The organism is Enterococcus sp. AMC1157, assembly GCF_058216555.1.
The window spans coordinates 1,672,868-1,690,615 of the sequence record NZ_CM177099.1; the positions used below are offsets into that span (position 1 = coordinate 1,672,868).

A 17,748-nucleotide genomic window follows, 5' to 3' on the forward strand; every position below is an offset into this window, starting at 1 on the left:
TTCTTCTTGCGTCAAGGTCTAACCTTCTCGTTGTCAAGTGCTATTTTTTGTCATTTTACTATTCATGGCAAACTTGACGCTTCACTACGAGAGAGTCTTGCTTAGGTCAGCCCGGAACCGCTTCAAGCCTGTAGTCTTGAAGCTTTCAAGCTTCACACGCACAGTAACCAATCAATTGGCAACTGTGCGTTGTTCACATTGAATTCTTGACGTGGCGACAACACAAGCCTCTCTCTTCGTTACGCTGTAGGTTGCTTGACAAGTGGTACTATTGAATTCATTTCTGCAATTACTTTTAACGTACGTGATAACTTTATTATTGCATTTACGAAAATTTTGACATCTATCTAGCGTAACGGAACAACGAAGACTGCGCTGTCACCGTGAAAAGGAGTCAATGTGAAATACTGTCACTTAGCGCAGCAATTAGTGACAGTTTGAAGCTTGACAGACTGGAGACTACAGGCTCCAGTTGGTCCCACGGTCGACAAAAGCAGACTTCGTTGTGCAGTGTAGCGAAGAGATTAGAAAGATAACTGGGAATGGTAACTTTGTCATTTTTCTTGTAACTATTTAAAACTCAACGAAGCTTGAAAACTAAATGAGGCTCAAAAACTGGAAGATCAACTGGGAAAAAAATCCTCATCGCATACTAAAGATGAGGATGAATTACGCAGTGTTGGAAGAAGTGATTACCTACTTCCTACTCTACGTTTGAACGCCGAAAGTTTTGAGACTTCTAAAAGAAGGCTCAAAGCGGTCTCCTGCAATGAGGAAGTTTTGACTGTTAACAAATGAAACATTACTGGTTTAAGTCACGCATTCGATATAACAAGAACGTTTTCAAAAATTAATCAAGTTACGTAAAATTCGATTGGCGAAAGCGAAAAAATCTTATATAGTAGATATAACCTATTTTAGGAGTGGAAGTGACTTATGAAAAGCAACTCTGTTATTCTTCATACGGAAAACAAAAGTCTTGATTTAAAATCACAAATTTCCAAATACCGATTATTAATTGGTTTTTGTTTACTTTTGATTGGGGTAGGTCTTATCAGTGAAACACCTTTGGAAATTTGGCAAGGAACCTTGCGCATCTTAGCTTCACCGAGTAACTTAATCACCGACTATTTCGAAGTAGGCAACTTTGGTAGCGCCTTTGTCAATAGTGGTGTATTGACCTTGACCAGTGTTTTGCTAGCGAAAGCAAGAGGAGCGACGGTCAGCGGTCCATTAATTGCTGCTTTCTTTACCGTATCTGGTTTTTCTTTTTTCGGAAAAAATTTCTATAACTCAATACCGATCTTTGTCGGTGTTTATCTTTATTCTCTCTTCGTTAAAAAGCCCTATTCTCAACATATCTTAGTTGCCTTATTTGGTAGCGCCATTTCTCCGGTCATCAGCTACTTAACTTTTGGTACGAATCTACCTTTATATTTAGGTATTCCCTTAGGCTATAGCATCGGAATACTAATCGGTTTTATTCTTCCACCCTTGGCTGCACAATTCTTACTCTTTCACCAAGGTTTTTCTTTATACAATATTGGTTTTACAGCAGGTATTGTAGGCATGATTTTTACCAGCCTCTATCGTTTGACTGGCAACGAAATCAGTACGGTATCTATTCTATCTACAACGTATCATCAAGAGTCGACGATTTTTTTACTTGTTTTATTCTCAATTATTTTTGTTCTTGGTTTTTATTTTAATAAAAAATCTTTCAAGGGCTTAAAAATCATTTCTGAATCCTCTGGTACGCTAGTGACCGATTTTGTAGCAATTGCCGGATTTGGGGCTTCTTTAATCAATATGGCTTTACTTGGTTTTATGTTACTTGCTTTTGTGTATTTAATGGGTGGAATCCTTTCTGGACCTATTGTTGGTGGAATTTTTACCGTTATTGGTTTTGGAGCTTTTGGGAATCACCTCAAAAACAGTATTCCAGTATTAATTGGAGTAGTATTAGCTGCAACCTTCGCTCCCAGTGAGACCTATAACCCTTTTAGTATCATTCTAACTGCTATTTTTGGGACAACGCTTGCGCCAATTAGTGGTTACTATGGTCCGTTGTTTGGAATTTTAGCTGGGTATATTCATATGACTTTAGTTCCGAATATTGGTTACTTACATGGTGGATTAAATTTGTATAACAATGGATTTTCTGGTGGTTTTGTAGCGGCGTTTATGGTACCTTTGTTAGACACAATTACTAAAGGACGTAGGGGGAAAAAGAATGCTAGAAAGAGAAAAGTCTAGACGAATTGTTGATGAGTTATTGACCTATTTCTTTTCCAATGATATCGATCAAGTTTCTCTTGAATTAAGTTTTTCAGAAGAGGGGTTTTTAGCTTCTATTGAGGGTTACTGTGAAGAGTTACCTGAAGATGTCTATCAATTTGCTGAAAACCTAAATATTCCTAGAAATTTAGATATCGAATCTTATTACGATGAACTTTTAGGAGGACACCAAAGTCTTCACGAGGAAAAAGATTATCAGCTATTAGGAATGATGATTGATAATGCAGATATTATGTACGAAGATGAAAAACTAATGGTAGAAGTTTTTCGCCGTAGTTACTAATAAAGGAGGCTTTTGAATGAATACCAAACAAAAAGTCTTGCAATTACTCAAGCAGACACAAGAAGTCTTATCTGGAGAAAAATTAGCTCAAGAAATCGGTGTTTCTCGTACAGCCATCTGGAAATCAGTACGAGAACTAGAAAAATTAGGATATCAGATTGAACATCATCCAAATGGTTATCAGTATCTAACTTCTGATGTTTTGGAAGCATCCTCGATGGCCCAAAAGCATTTGCCTGATCAACAAATTTTTATCATGGATGATACAGACTCTACTATGAAAGATGCAAAATTAGCCGCGATTAATGGGCAAAAAACACCTGCCTTATATCTTGCAGAGACACAAACTGGTGGACACGGACGTTTTGGACGGCCTTTTTTCTCACCAAGAGGGCAAATTTATATGAGTTTGTTGCTTAATCCTAACCAATCCTTTGAGGAGCTGCCACAATATACTTTGTTAGCTGCTGTCGCGGTTTCACTAGCAATTGATGAAGTAACGGGACAAAAAAGCGACATCAAGTGGGTAAATGATATTTATCTGAATGGCAAAAAAGTCTGCGGTATTTTATCAGAAGCAACTAGCGATTTTGAAACTGGACGCATTTCCCACGTGATTTTAGGTATGGGGATTAATTTTGCGATTGCGCCAGAAGATTTTCCAGAAGAGCTAGCCAATAAAGCTGGTTCACTTTTCCCGAATGGTGCTGAGATAACTAGAAATCAACTGATTCAACTTATCTGGCAAAACTTTTTCGAACTTCTAGACGGCCTACCTGCCAATGATTACTTACGTATTTATCGAGAAAAATCTTTTGTTTTAGGAAAAACTGTTCATTTTGTTCAACAGGGTACTTCTTATACCGGAATTGCTCAAAGCATTTCGGACACTGGAGAATTAATTGTAGCTACATCCGAAGGGAATAAGGTACTCTCTTCTGGTGAAATTAGTCTGCAAGCCATTGAACTTTAAAAAATAAGTCCAACAACTCTTGCGATAAAATGATTGCGAGAATTGTCGGACTTTTTTATTAAAAGAAAATACTTAACAACAATCCTAAAGCATAGCTACTATTAAACAGAATCATGTTTTTAATGGAGTAACCAAAGCTTTTTGGATGAGGCAAACTTGCTTTATGCTCCTGCAAATTTTTATAAATCTTCGGTAAAGTCAAGAAAGTAACTAAAATCGGCCAATGATAAGTACCAAATAATAGTCCCAAGATAATCACTAGATAACAACCATACATCAAGCCTTGAAATAAATAAGTCCCTGTTTTACGACCAATATAATAAACGAGGGTGTAGCGATGGTTTTTGATATCTGTTTCTAAATCTCGTAAATTGTTGGCTAACATAATATTGGCAATCGTAAAAATCAAAGGCAAAGAGGCCCAAACAATGGCTAAAACTGCCCAGAAATTTCCTGAAAGCAAGAAGGTACCTGCTTTAAAATCAAGTGTTAGGAAAAAGACCTTTTGTTTGAGAGTGTTTAAATAAATGGTGATTGCGAAAATACCTAAACCCATTGTTACCCCACTAAAAATTTCACCCAAAGGCATCCGAGACAAAGGAATCGGTCCAAATGTATAAAAGACACCAATAAAACAAACAATAAAGCCCATAATCAAGAGTAACCAGCCCGTTTTCCAACTTAAAAATAGCCCTAAAAGTAGCGTAAATCCTAACATACCTAAAATTAAATTACGAACTAACGTTGGCGATAGATCTTCTCGACCAATCACATTTTGTTGATACTTGTATTCATCTACTTTGGCTTTTTGAAAATCCATGTAATTATTAATGGCCGTTGTGGTCATATCAAAGACTAACATCGCAATAAAAAATAGCAGAGTATAACCCCAGTGTACTTCATTAAAGTAGGTAATTGAGAATAAAATTCCCATGACAAATGGGAAAAAACTCGCTACTTTCGTACGAATCTCAACTAATTCCAAAAAACTTTTTACAGACATCTTATCCTCCTTTGTTAAATAGTATAGTAATTTTTTTACTCTAATTCGCTACGATCACCCATGGTATAACCTGATTCATCGGACAAAACAAACGTATCTTGAATCGCTTCTGTTACATAAACTTTACCCTCTTTTGTAACAAAAACAGCGTCTGTACCTTCAGGTGTATTTTGTTCAATATAGGCTAAACCTTCTTTAACTCCCTTGTCGAAAATCACTGTCGTTAAACCATCCCCATCAATTGAATGGTCTGTAATTACCGTCACACTCGCAATGTCATTGTCGTAAGGATAACCTGTTTTAGAATCAAAAATGTGATGATACTGTACACCATCTACTTCTAAATAACGTTCGTAAATTCCTGAAGTAACGACAGTCTTGTCGGTTTCTTTGATTGAACCTAAGATGGTTCCCCGTGCATTGTTTGGATCTTGAATCCCAATATTCCAAGGTTCATCTGTTCCACGCCAACTATGACCCAGTACTAAAACATTTCCTCCTAGGTCAATAACAGCTGAAGTTACACCATTTTCTTTCAATACTTCGGCCACTTCATCCGCGATATACCCTTTAGCAATCGCTCCTAGATCCAAAATCATTTCAGGTTCTTCTAAATAAACCGTTTGTTCAGCATCATTTAATTGAATTTTTTGATAATCAATATGTTGTAAGGCTTCGTCTATCTCTTCTTGACTTGGTTTACGGGCATCATCGAAACCAATGCGCCACAATTGAGTAATTGCTCCAATCGCTAAGTTATAGCCTCCCTCTGATTCCACGGTATAATCATAAGCTTGTTTGATTAATCCATAAATGTCATCAGAAACTTGTACGGGAGCAACACCGGCTTGCTCATTAATCGCATCAATTTCAGAGCCCGCTTGGTTAATGGTAATGCGATCCCCTAAGTCACGAATGCGATCAAACGCAGGTTCTAAGGCCGCTTCTTTTCCCTCGTCATATACGCGAATACGGGTGTAGGTTCCTAATAAAAATTCTTCCCCTGCATAAGGGTCTTTTTGTAATCCGGGAGCAACACCGGTTTCTGATTGGTTCGTATTGGTTGTGTCTTCATCTTTGTTACAAGCAACTAAACCCGTTGTTAGCAACAAAGTCGTGAGAAGTAATAGTACTTTTTTCATAACAATCCTCTTTCTATTTTGATTACTAGTGTATTTATCATAGCTTTTTTTGTAGGTTTTGAACAGTTTTTCAAAAAAAGAAATAACTAAATGTATCCCCACCCTCTGCTCAAAAGCAAGTTGAAAAGAGGATACATTATTCATTTTTTCACAAGTTTTGTGATACATCTAACATTCTATCTAAATGTTTAAATAAGTCAATAACTTGTCTTTAAAAACAAGTATTACAAGGTCTTTCTTCATTCAAATCCAATCACCAATTACATGAAAATAAAAAATCATTTTTTCCAACATCTCAGGACCCGTCTAAGTAGATAACTAAGAACAAATTTCTCTGGAAAGTATGATTAATTGCTCATTTAATACTCTTTTGTGAACTTTACAAAAGGTTTAATCTAACGGTTTGTGTGGCTCGTTTCCATCCTGTTTTATTCTTGAACAACGAAATTCATTTTTTTCTGATCACTTTTTTTGTGAAAGTTTTAAAAAAGTTTAGACAAATGAGGAATTTCCTTATATAATGTAATAGATTGTGTAATTATTACTTTTTATTTTTTATCTATTAAGGAGAGATTTTCAATGACTAAGAAAAATATTGTCGTTGTCGGTGCTGGGTATGCGGGCGTTTCAGCTACAAAGCATTTAGCGAAAAAGCTAAAGAAAGACAATGACGTAGCGATTACTTTAATCGACCGTCACTCTTATCATACGATGATGACTGAACTTCACGAAGTTGCCGGTGGCCGTGTGGAACCTGAAGCCATCCAATATGATTTGCAACGTCTTTTTTCTCGTAAGAAAAACGTTCAGTTGGTAACAGATACTGTCACTGCAATTGACAAAGAGAACAAAGTAGTTCAAACAAAATTAGGTTCATATCCATTTGATTACCTTGTATTAGGTATGGGTGGCGAGCCAAATGACTTCGGTACTCCAGGTGTGAAAGAACATGGATTCACATTATGGTCATTTGAAGATTCTGTACGTATTCGCGAACACATTTTAACAACTGTTCAAAAAGCAGCGATTGAACCTAATGCCGCTTTACGTAAGGCAATGTTAACTTTTGTTGTCTGTGGATCTGGATTTACAGGAATCGAAATGATCGGTGAATTAATTGACTGGAAAGATCGTTTAGCAAAAGATTACAAACTTGATCCAAGTGAAATCACTCTTAAAGTGGTTGAAGCAATGCCAACTATCTTAAACATGTTAGGTCGTAACGATGCTGCCAAAGCAGAACGTTATCTAAAAGAAAAAGATGTTGAGCTAGTATTAAACGCACCAATCGTTGAAGTAGCTCCTGACCACATCAAATTAAAAGATGGTTCACAAATCCCAACACATACCTTAATTTGGACCGCTGGGGTAAAAGGAACTACCGATGCTGCTGACTTTGGTTTAGAATCAGCACGTGGAAATCGCTTGATTGCAAATGAATTTATGGAAGCAAAAGGATATGAAGACAAAAACCTTTATATCATTGGTGACTTAGTGTACTACGAAGAATTTCCAAATACACCAACACCACAAATCGTTCAAGCAGCAGAGCAAACTGGTCATACTGCAGCAACAAATATCGTTGCTGACATTAAAGGTGGCGAAAAACACAAGTTCAAAGGAAACTACCAAGGTTTCATGGTATCAATCGGTGCCAAATGGGGTGTTGCGAACTTATTCAACAAAATTCACTTAAGTGGTTTCTTAGCAATTATCATGAAACACATTGTGAACTTGAAATACTTCTTTGACATTCGTTCTGGATATTATATGTTCCAATACTTGATGCACGAAATCTTCCATATTAAAGATGATCGTACAGTTGCTCGTGGACATACTTCTCGTTACGGTAATGTGCTTTGGAGTGTGCCATTACGTGTTTTCTATGGATTAACTTGGTTCATCGAAGCCTTCAAGAAAATTGTTGGTGAAGGTGAATGGTTAAAACCTAGTACTTGGTTTGGTGAAGGTTCTTGGTTCACTGGTAACAGCGTATTCCCTTGGACTTGGGATTATGCGGCTGATGCGGCAAGTGGCGCGACTGACGCTGCTAGTGCTGCTAGTGGTGCTGTTGACGAAACCGTTGAAGCAGTTGCTCATTTCGGTTTAAGTTATGCTTATGGTGAGGAACCAATGGCTGTTTTAGATGCTGCTCCAGACTGGTTCTCAAGTGTCATGAAAGTCTTTATGCCAAATATGGAAGTCGCTATGTTCTTCCAAAAAATGATGGTATTTGTTGAAATCGGTATTGCTCTTGCATTAATGGCAGGATTATTTACTTGGTTATTCAGTGCTTCAACTATTGTATTGGTTGTTACTTTCTGTCTATCAGGTATGTTCTTCTGGGTAAATATCTGGTTCATTCCAGTTGCCTTTGCTCTAATGAACGGTTCTGGTCGTGCGGTTGGTTTAGACCGTTGGGTAATTCCATGGTTACAACGCACATTAGGAAAATGGTGGTATGGAACACCTAAATCCATGTACGGACAAAAATAATCACTTAAAAATGAGAATGGAGGGGGTGTGACGATTGGCTGTCACACCCCTTTTTATCCACATTTGCTAACTAACAAATATAGCGATTTTCTTGATTTAGGTGATTGCTACGGTTCCTTTTGAAATGCCGTATTTAGACAAAAAAACTAGGAAATTTACTTTTGGCAACTAGTACCCACGTAACGTTTTTTACTCGTGTTTCTTTTTGAAATCTTTATACAGAAAAGGTCATTTATGCTAGAATGAGGAAGAATATAACGAAATTGGTGATTTTATTTTTCTTAGCCTTTTATGCGAGTATGCCTCTAAATAGGTTTGTGAAAAAAAGTCATTAGTTAAAGGAGGACCACTCATGAATATCAAACAATTTATTAAAGATAGTCATTTAAAACCATGGGATGGTGTCATTATTTTTCTACTAATTCTCAGTTCATTCTTACCTATTATCGTATTTGGCATGCAACAGACGCCAGAAAATGTGGCAAAACAAGCTGTACTAAGGGTGGATGGCGAAGAAATTCGTACATTTGATTTATATGAAGGACAAGAAAGTTATACATTCTTATATGAAGATCCTCATGGTGATTATAATTTAATTGAAGTTGAGGGTGAACGTGTACGTATTAAAGAAGCTGACTGCGGTGATCAAATTTGCGTCAGACGAGGTTGGGCATCCAAACATGGTGAAACCATTGTCTGCCTTCCTCACAGAGTAGTCATTGAAATCCAAGCAATAGATGGGAGTGACAGTGGCGATTATGATGTATAAATCGCTGGTTTTATGAATCGTTTAAGAAAAATTATTTTTATCGCATTATTAGTGGCCCAAGGTGTCATTATCGGACTTATTGAAAATATGATTCCCTATCCTTTTGCTTTTGCTCCAGGAGCAAAATTAGGTTTAGCCAATCTGATCACGATCATTGCTATTTTTACGATGCCTAAAAAAGAAAGTTTTCTTTTAGTTTGGATGCGTCTAATTTTGACAACTTTACTCGGAGGAACCGTCTCAACTTTCCTATATAGTATGAGTGGCGCCTTACTTAGCTACTTTAGTATGTTGTTAGTAAAAAAATTGGGACCTAAAAGAGTCAGTATTATTGGTATCAGTGCCACAGGTGGTTTTATGCATAACGTTGGACAGTTAGTGACTGCTTCATGGATTGCACAATCTTGGTCGGTTATGCTCTACCTACCCATCCTATCTTTCTTGGGCATTCTATCAGGAATTGCCATTGGGATTGCTGCAAATTATCTACTACAAAGAGTCGATACCTTGCGTCGTTTCCAAACAGAATATGAAGAACAAACCCACGTCTCATGGAAAACCGATTGATTAACAAAGGAGCTTTTTATGAAAATTCATCCAATGTGGAAAGACTATCCGCAACTCCAATCAGAATTAGCACAAACCTTAACTTTGATGGAAGACTCTATTCAACTTAAAAATAAACCTGTAGAAAAAGCAATTTTACGTATGATTCAAGCAGGCGGCAAATTGTTGCGTCCTGCTTACCAACTATTGTTCGCTCAACTTGGGACTGAACAAGACCGAGATAAAACCGTGGCTTTAGCGGCTGCGGTTGAAATGTTGCATACAGCAACATTGATCCATGACGATATTGTGGACGAGGCAGACTTACGTCGCAATTTACCTACAATTCGCTCAACCTTTGGCAATAGTACGGCAGTTTATGCTGGCGATTACCTCTTTGTGACTTGTTTTAAATTAATGGCTGATTATGCTAGTTCAATGCATGGCCTGCAAAAAAATTCTCGTAGTATGGAGAAAATTTTGTCTGGCGAACTAGGTCAGATGGATTATCGTTACAATTACAATGTTTCATTAGAAGCATACTTAGATAATATTTCTGGTAAAACCGCAGAATTGTTTGCACTCAGCTGTTCAATGGGTGCTTTAGAAAGTGGCGCTAATTCCTTATTAACCAAAAAAGCGTCCGATATTGGTCATAATATTGGAATGGCTTTTCAAATTATTGATGACGTTCTTGATTATACTCAATCAGAAACTTCGATTGGTAAACCCGTTTTGGAAGATGTAAAACAAGGGGTGTATTCTCTCCCGCTCATCTATGCCTTGGAAAACGGTCGCCAAGAACTCTTACCTTTGTTGGAAAAACGCGAGGCTTTGTCTAACGAGGAAGCCAATGAAGTTTACCGTCTCGTTCATGAGTTTGATGGTGTAAAAAAAGCTCAAGCTTTAGCCGATGATTATACACAGCAAGCACTAAAAAAAATCAACAGCTTACCAAAAAACCAAAATCAAACAAAAGAGACACTATACACCATCACCGAAAGTATTCTTACCAGACAAAACTAAAAGAGAGCTGCTGACAATCGTCACAGCTCTCTTTTCTCATTTAAGTTAAAGTAACAGCGTAAACTTCCAAACTAAGCGTCCAACTGTCCGTATAGAACAACCATTGCGAGAGACCGGTCTGAGCCTCTTTAAAAAGAGTCTCAAACCTTTCGGCATTCAAACACAGTGTAGGAAGTAGAAACCCACTACTTCCAACGCTGTGTAATTCATCCTCATCTTTTTGCTCGCGATGGTGTCTTTTCTACCAGTTGGACGTTTAGTTTTTAATAAGATGTTAGCGTTACTCAATCAAATAGAGAGACATGTCTAGCAGATACTGGAAGAACAAAATGGAGAAAACTCCCTTGTAGTGAGCTAAAGAGCTGAATGAATTACTCTGAGTGAGTGTGACTAGCACTTAGTCAGAGTTTGAACGTCAGCAGTCGAAGAGACTCCTTGGAGGCTCTCGACGGTCTCTCACAACAAGGGAGTTTTTGGAAATTTGTTTTGGAAGTATCATTAACATTGCTCTCTAAGTACTAGGTAAATGGATTGTAGAATCTGCCTCCGTTTAGGTAGATTAAGGCTAAAGTGGTGCCGCATAGTAGGATACCTAGAGCTATTAAGCAGTAGTCTTTGAATTGGAAGGGTTCTTCTACATACCAAGTACGTTTTTTCTTTTGCCCGAAACGACGCAGTTCCATCGCAGTACTTATCGTTTCAATTCGATCTAAGCTTGAAAAAATTAAAGGTAAAACAATTTGCGCCATCCCTTTTAATCGTTGCGTCAACTTACCTTTTTTAGACATCTCTAAACCACGCGCTTGTTGGGCTTGAGAGATATTAAAAAAATCTTCTTGAATATCTGGAATATAACGCAAAGCTAAAGCGACAGCATAACTAATTTTATAACTCACGCCGATCTTACTTAAACTAGAAGCAAAGCTGCTTGGATTGGTGGTCATTAAAAAGGCAATCGCCAAAGGAATCGTACAGAAATACTTCAATGCCAAATTAGCTAAATAAAATAATTCCTCTTGTGTCACAGTATAACGTCCCCATCCTTCTACCAAGACATGACGTGTTCCATATAAACGAACACCAAATTCCGGCTCAAAAATATAGGACGTAATTAAATTTAACACGGAAAAAAAGAAAATAAATTTCATTACAAAAGAAATTTGATGCCACTTTATATTCCCTAATTTAAATAACAACGGGGAACCCAGAGCAACAAGCAATAAGAAGCGAGTATCATAGGTTGTCATTGTTGCCACAGTTGCCAGTAATAAAAAGAGCATTTTAGCTGTGGCATTCAAGCGATGAAGTAAGGTGTTGTCTTCATGATAGCCTAATGTTTGATAATTATTCATTTTTGACGCACCTCACGATCATATTGAATAAATTTGCGAGTAAAGGCAACGGGATCAGGTAAGCCGATTTTATTCGCAAAAGTAAACAAGCTAGTCTCTTTTAATGACGCTTGCTCTACTAAAGAGACGTCCGTTAAAATTTGGATCGGGCTAGCATCTGCAATAACTTGCCCGCCACTAATAACCAAAGCACGGTCTGTATATTCTAACATCAAATGCATATCGTGAGTAATCATGACAATCGTTTTACCTAGTTGATTCAATTCTTCTACAAATGCCATCATTTCTGAGTAATTACGGAAATCTTGCCCCGCAGTCGGCTCATCCAATACTAACATTTCTGGTTCTAAGACTAAAATTGCTGCAATAGTTACTCGTTTTTTCTGCCCATAACTCAAGGCTGCAATCGGCCAATTTCTAAACGGGTACAACCCACAGATGGTCAGTACTTTGTGGACACGCTCTTTTACCTCCGTTTCAGGTACTACTCGTAATTGTAAGCCTAATGCCACTTCGTCGAAAATCATTTTTTGCGAAATCATTTGATTCGGATTTTGCATGACATAGCCAATCTTATCCGCTCGTTCTTTGATTGACTCTTGCCCTACATCTTTCCCTTCCCACAGTAAATTACCTGTTGGACGGATAAAACCACATAATGCCTTAAACAAGGTCGATTTTCCCGCACCATTTTTCCCAACGATACTAATTTTTTCCCCTTTTCGAAAGGTAGCGGTTAGGTCATTTAGTACCAAAGGATCTTGTTTACGATAACGATAATTCAAATTTTTTAATTCAAACAGTGGTGCTTCTTCTGCCGGTTGTTCTAAATCAAATAAGCCACTTTGCCAAGTCAACATTTTTTCAGATAATCCTGTACCTGATAATTTTTCTAAATCAGATATATGCTGAACTGTTTGCAAATCAACACCTGCATACTTTAATGCTGTTACATACAAGGGTTCACGAATCCCATTTTCTGCTAAAATTGGTGAAATCAAAAGCTCATCTGGGGTTTGATTGGCAACAATTTGCCCATCATTAAAAACAATAATTCGATCCACCGGCTTAGCTAACGCATCTTCCAAGCGATGTTCAATGATTAAAACTGTCGCATCTGATTGTTGGTGAATCGTGTCAATCAAGCCAATTGCCGCTTTTCCTGCAGCAGGATCTAGATTGGCTAAAGGTTCATCAAATAATAAAATAGGTGCCTCATTAATCATGACTCCCGCCATGGAGACCCGTTGTTTTTGCCCTCCCGATAAATCTTGAGGACGTTTATTCAAATGATTCGCCACATCAACCATTTCAGACCATCTATGGACTTTTTCACGCATTTCTTGTTGAGACACTTCATCATTTTCTAAAACAAAAGCAATATCTTCTGCCACAGTTAAACCAATAAATTGTCCATCGGTATCTTGCAAAACAGTACTAGTAACAAAAGATAAATCAAATAAAGACGTTTCTGCGATGTTTTTGCCATCAATCAAGGCTTCCCCTGTCACTTGTCCTTGATATTGATTAGGAATCAAGCCGTTAATACAATGAGCAAAGGTCGATTTGCCACTACCAGAAGGTCCTACGATGAGAATTTTTTCCCCTTGATAAATTGTCAAATTCAGATTTTTTAAAGTAGGCTCTGACTGACTATCGTATTGAAATGAAAAATTTTTAAATTCAATCATCGGTCTCATAATTTGCTCCTCGTTTGTGTAAATATAAAAAGTGATACTAGCTAAATGTTGCTAGACTCTTTAAGTGTTCTCATTTGTTTAGTTTGGCTACTTGCATTTCAATATATTGTGGTAAATAATTTGGCGTACAATTTTTAGAGACCATTTCATCTTTGAAAAGCCCCGTCTCTTCTCCAAGTCGAACACAACGCTGACGGTATTCTTCCTGGAAAATGCCAATTTGTGCAGCGGTAAAATTCATCGCCCATTGAACCAAAGGATTTTCTTCCAAAATTCTTTCTTCAATTTTTTCTATTAAAAATTCAGTGTTAGACGGTGGTGTTTGACCCATCCAGCGCAAACGACCTTGATAATACCAGTAAATTCTTCTTTGCAAAGGAGAATGACTATCCATCCAAGATTCCATCAAAAGTTTGGTTGATTTACTCTTCGCTAGTTGATTCGCCATTAACCAGTCAATCAGTTGTTTGCTTTCTTCTTCAGGATGCTCTTGCATATCTCGATCCAATGCATCAATCACTTCTGCGGTTAATAATTTTTTATCCATAATCAAAATCGCCAACTGACGAGCTAAAAATTCTTTCGATTGCCACAATTCCATTGCCAACTGATGATCTGTTTTGATTTCTTTGGCTATTTTTCGTAAATCACCTAGTCTGGTATTTGGCTCACTAATTTGTTGAAGTATCTCAGATGTATTCATTATTTCCCTCCTTATTTCTATTTATGTAATAAAATTTCTAAAGAACAAAATTTTAGTCGGATTGAAATGCCGTATACCATTCCACTATTTTGTAGTTCCTAGTGCTATTTCGTTTTAGAGTAATCAAATTTTCATTACCCATATCATTCTACTAATTTGAAGTTTTGGCTAAGTAGGACTCAAAGTGGAACTGGTATCCTTATACAGTCTATCTTCATTAAGTAATCTTACCAAAATTTCAAGGAAATTGGTATGTCTTCTTCTCTAAAAAAATAGAACTGTGACGTAAGTAGGTTAACAATAAAATATCTGAACAATAGAAAACTAGATTTGAGGTGATTCATTCTCTTTTGTTCAGATATCTTTGTTTCTACTTATGTGACAGTTCTAAGTTCTATGCGTCTTTTGATAAACTTCCTTTTTTCGTTTGGGTAGAAGCATAAACTTTCATCAATAATGTTCCAACCACACCTACTGCTATAGAATTAACAATCGCTGAAACGCCACCTTGGGCAAATACACGACTTGCGGGTTCTGCATAGAATAGGATATCCAATAATGGCGCAAGTAATCCCCAAATAACTCCATTTGCAACAATTTGTACAACATTAAAATAAATCATTTCTCGAAGGGTGAACTCGCCTTTTTTCAAATCAATTTTACGCAAAGCCCAACCATAAATAAAACCAATAATTCCTGAACAAATAATCCATGACCACCATGGAGAACCGTAAAAAATTAAATCCTTTAAAGCATGTCCAATGAAACCAATCAATGCTGCTGCCACTGGTCCGAACAATGCCGCCATCAATGCTAAAAATGGATATGTCATTTCGGCAAAAGTATTTGGTATCGGTACCGGCACTGAAGCAAAACGTCCTAAAATAACAAATACCGCTGAACCAATCCCAATTGCAACAATCGTTTTAACAGAAAATTCTTTTTTCATCTCATTCTTTCCTCCTCTTAATCTTCAAAAATAATTTTTGGTGCTTTTCGTAACTGAATTTGCCATTGGGTACCAGTACCAATATGATATAAATCTGAAAATGAGTCCTGATTAACTGCTACACCAATATTCACTAGTGAATTGACATACACTAAAGGTTCGCCTACTTGCACGTCGGCAAAAGAGCGCGCAAATTGCAAAATATTTTGATAAATTTTCTTTCCTTGATGGAAAATAGTGACTTGTAAAGAATCGCCATGAGCAATTCCCGCTTCTTGTAGAAAAGCCAAAGGAATATTTGTCCATAATGATCCAAAACGAATATCTAAGACATCAATACTTCCTTTTAATACATGATTTTGACTAGTCGCTTCAACAATTTCTAAATATTCAATACTCGCTGTAGAAACAACCTCTCCCAAGTCTTCAAAAGTGATTTCTCCACTCGCCAAACGTGCACCATTATAAGCGTAAATATCTCTACCATGAAAGGTATGACTTTCCTCTGAATGAGGTAGTCGACTTTTCACTTCATTGATGACACGAACTTCTTCAATACCATCATAGTGTTGAATATGAGTCAACGAACCATTGTCAGGAGTGATCACCACATGACCTGACTTGGTTTTACAAGCGATACTTTGACGTTCACTTCCTACGCCAGGATCGACGACCGATACAAAAACCGTTCCCTTAGGCCAATATTTAACAGTCTGATATAAACGATACGATGCCACCCAAATATCATAGGGGGGAATATCGTGAGTTAAATCATGAATCGTAATTTCCGGACTAACCATATGTCCGACCCCATGCATCGCACTCACTGCACCATCACTTAAACCAAAATCTGTTTGTAATACCAAATACTTCTCCATTTTATTCCTCCTTTCTGACTAAGCCTTGGAAATATCCTACAATTTTTAACTCTAAAGGTCAATCTATCAGAGAATCTTCTGTTATAGAAAACCGGAGAATGTTCGTAAACAGCAAAAAAAGGACTGCGACATAAGTAATTTAACAGCAAAATATTTGAACAATAAAAGATTACCTCTGTGGTCCAATTGGTCTACGTCGCAATTTCGCCTCGAATGGAGGAAATTCATTCTATTTTATTCGAATATTTTTTGTTTTTACTTATATCACAGTCCCAGACTATTTTAGCGCATCGTTACAAATTCTTCTGAACCTGTTGGATGGATAGCTACTGTATTGTCAAAATCTGCTTTGGTAGCACCCATTTTAATGGCCACTGCAAAACCTTGTAGCATTTCATCCACACCAATACCAATGCCATGTAAACCAATAATTTTTTCTTCTTTCCCTAAACAAACTAATTTCATTTCACATTTTTGACGGTATTCATTCAAAGCAAAGTACATTGGTGTAAAACGTGAACGATATACTTTGACTTGATCGCCGTACTCTTCCACAGCTTCTTCTTCTGATAAACCAATCGTTGCAATTGGTGGATGAGTGAAAATGACTGTCGGAACAAGATTGTAATCTAAATACAAATCTGTTTGACCATTAAACAAACGTTCAGATAAGCGACGACCAGCGGCAATTGCGACAGGTGTTAAATCAAGTTTGCCAATCACGTCCCCTACTGCGTAAATCCCTTTAGCTGTTGTGTTTTGGAATTTATCCACCTCAATATAACCTGCTTCAGTTAAGGAAATATCCGTATTTTCTAAGCCTAAGTTATCCACATTTGCTTGACGACCACCAGCAAATAAAACACAATCTCCCGTCAAAGTTTCTCCATTTTCAAAAGTAACTGTGTATAAGTCGTCTGTTTTTTCAATTTTTTGAGGAACATAGTGTGCATAAGTTTTTAAGCCGGCTTCTTGATAGATCTCAAGTAAATTATCCGAAAGCATTTTATCGAAACTACGCAATGGACGCTCTTTACGGAAAGCCCAAGAAACTTCACTGCCTAAACCATGAATCACTCCCGCAATTTCTGCAGCAATATAGCCTGCTCCCAATACAATCATCTGCTTAGGTGCTGCCGTTAGCTCAAAGAAACCATCGGAATCAATCGCATATTCCCCACCAGGAATATCTAAATGACTCGCTTTTCCACCTGTCGCAATCAAGATATTCTCAGCTGTAAATTGTTCTCCAGCAACTTCGACAGTTTGGTTATCCACAAACTGTGCATAACCTTTAATAACTTCAACTTTATTACTATCAAGCCCTTTTTGATAGGCACCATGTAGGAAATCAATATATTTTTCTCGTTTATCCACAAGTTCTTTGAAATCAAACTTTTCCACTTGTGGATAGATGCCATAGCTAGATGCATCTCGACGAAGTGTCTCAAAAATTTCACTCGCTTGCCACATCACTTTTTTTGGCACACAACCCACATTGACACAGGTGCCACCTAATTCGTTTCCTTCAATTAGTAATACCTTTGCTCCATGCATTCCTGCACGATTCGCAGAAGCAATCCCGCCACTTCCGCCACCAATGACTATATAATCAAATGTTTTCACCATG

15 protein-coding genes are annotated in these 17,748 nt (G+C 37.3%); 7 read left to right on the forward strand and 8 right to left on the reverse strand.

Annotated elements, in window-relative coordinates:
* Positions 1-936: 936 nt before the first annotated feature.
* Genes AC4BBX_RS08000 through AC4BBX_RS08010 form a run of 3 tightly spaced genes read left to right on the forward strand, consistent with a single transcriptional unit; the run spans position 937 to position 3,554 of the window.
* On the forward strand, positions 937-2,256 hold the full coding sequence (locus AC4BBX_RS08000) for a DUF1576 domain-containing protein (protein WP_490453358.1): 1,320 nt from the start codon (positions 937-939) through the stop codon (positions 2,254-2,256).
* On the forward strand, positions 2,234-2,581 hold the full coding sequence (locus AC4BBX_RS08005; RefSeq protein WP_490453359.1) for a hypothetical protein: 348 nt from the start codon (positions 2,234-2,236) through the stop codon (positions 2,579-2,581). Before AC4BBX_RS08000 ends, AC4BBX_RS08005 begins: the two co-directional genes overlap by 23 nt.
* A gap of 16 nt (positions 2,582-2,597) precedes the next feature.
* Positions 2,598-3,554, forward strand: a complete 957-nt coding sequence (locus tag AC4BBX_RS08010; RefSeq protein ID WP_490453360.1) for a biotin--[acetyl-CoA-carboxylase] ligase — start codon at positions 2,598-2,600, stop codon at positions 3,552-3,554.
* A gap of 58 nt (positions 3,555-3,612) precedes the next feature.
* Here AC4BBX_RS08010 and menA read toward each other — a convergent pair whose 3' ends face one another.
* Both menA and AC4BBX_RS08020 read right to left on the reverse strand, forming a co-directional pair.
* Positions 3,613-4,557 (reverse strand): 1,4-dihydroxy-2-naphthoate polyprenyltransferase, encoded by a 945-nt coding sequence (gene menA, locus AC4BBX_RS08015; RefSeq protein WP_490453361.1) that lies wholly within the window; start codon positions 4,555-4,557, stop codon positions 3,613-3,615.
* A 35-nt stretch (positions 4,558-4,592) separates the two neighbouring features.
* Positions 4,593-5,699, reverse strand: a complete 1,107-nt coding sequence (locus tag AC4BBX_RS08020) for an FAD:protein FMN transferase (RefSeq protein ID WP_490453362.1) — start codon at positions 5,697-5,699, stop codon at positions 4,593-4,595.
* 579 nt (positions 5,700-6,278) lie between these two features.
* On the opposite strand from AC4BBX_RS08020, the gene AC4BBX_RS08025 reads away from it, so the two are divergent.
* The 4 genes from AC4BBX_RS08025 to AC4BBX_RS08040 all read left to right on the forward strand — a co-directional run bounded on the left by AC4BBX_RS08025 (position 6,279) and on the right by AC4BBX_RS08040 (position 10,536).
* Entirely contained in the window at positions 6,279-8,195 is a 1,917-nt protein-coding gene (locus AC4BBX_RS08025; RefSeq protein WP_490453363.1) for an FAD-dependent oxidoreductase, read from the forward strand.
* Between the two features lie 352 nt (positions 8,196-8,547).
* On the forward strand, positions 8,548-8,964 hold the full coding sequence (locus AC4BBX_RS08030; protein WP_490453364.1) for a NusG domain II-containing protein: 417 nt from the start codon (positions 8,548-8,550) through the stop codon (positions 8,962-8,964).
* A 12-nt stretch (positions 8,965-8,976) separates the two neighbouring features.
* On the forward strand, positions 8,977-9,531 hold the full coding sequence (locus tag AC4BBX_RS08035) for a Gx transporter family protein (protein WP_490453365.1): 555 nt from the start codon (positions 8,977-8,979) through the stop codon (positions 9,529-9,531).
* Between the two features lie 18 nt (positions 9,532-9,549).
* Complete coding sequence (locus tag AC4BBX_RS08040) at positions 9,550-10,536, forward strand: polyprenyl synthetase family protein (protein WP_490453366.1); 987 nt, start codon at positions 9,550-9,552, stop codon at positions 10,534-10,536.
* A gap of 518 nt (positions 10,537-11,054) precedes the next feature.
* Here AC4BBX_RS08040 and AC4BBX_RS08045 read toward each other — a convergent pair.
* The 6 genes from AC4BBX_RS08045 to gor form a co-directional block, all read right to left on the reverse strand.
* Complete coding sequence (locus AC4BBX_RS08045; protein WP_490453367.1) at positions 11,055-11,888, reverse strand: energy-coupling factor transporter transmembrane component T family protein; 834 nt, start codon at positions 11,886-11,888, stop codon at positions 11,055-11,057.
* A complete protein-coding gene (locus AC4BBX_RS08050) occupies positions 11,885-13,591 on the reverse strand; it encodes an ABC transporter ATP-binding protein (protein ID WP_490455785.1) in 1,707 nt (568 codons plus the stop codon). The genes AC4BBX_RS08045 and AC4BBX_RS08050 overlap by 4 nt, the downstream gene beginning before the upstream one ends.
* Before the next feature lie 67 nt (positions 13,592-13,658).
* A complete protein-coding gene (locus AC4BBX_RS08055) occupies positions 13,659-14,291 on the reverse strand; it encodes a DNA alkylation repair protein (protein WP_490453368.1) in 633 nt (210 codons plus the stop codon).
* Positions 14,292-14,685: 394 nt separating this feature from the next.
* Positions 14,686-15,240: an ECF-type riboflavin transporter substrate-binding protein gene (locus tag AC4BBX_RS08060; RefSeq protein ID WP_490453369.1), complete on the reverse strand. Its 555-nt coding sequence runs from the start codon at positions 15,238-15,240 to the stop codon at positions 14,686-14,688.
* Positions 15,241-15,257: 17 nt separating this feature from the next.
* Entirely contained in the window at positions 15,258-16,118 is an 861-nt protein-coding gene (locus AC4BBX_RS08065; protein ID WP_490453370.1) for an SAM hydrolase/SAM-dependent halogenase family protein, read from the reverse strand.
* A gap of 282 nt (positions 16,119-16,400) precedes the next feature.
* Positions 16,401-17,744 carry a glutathione-disulfide reductase gene (gor, locus tag AC4BBX_RS08070; protein ID WP_490455786.1) on the reverse strand — a complete coding sequence of 448 codons (1,344 nt, stop codon included), beginning with the start codon at positions 17,742-17,744 and terminating at the stop codon, positions 16,401-16,403.
* Positions 17,745-17,748: the final 4 nt, after the last annotated feature.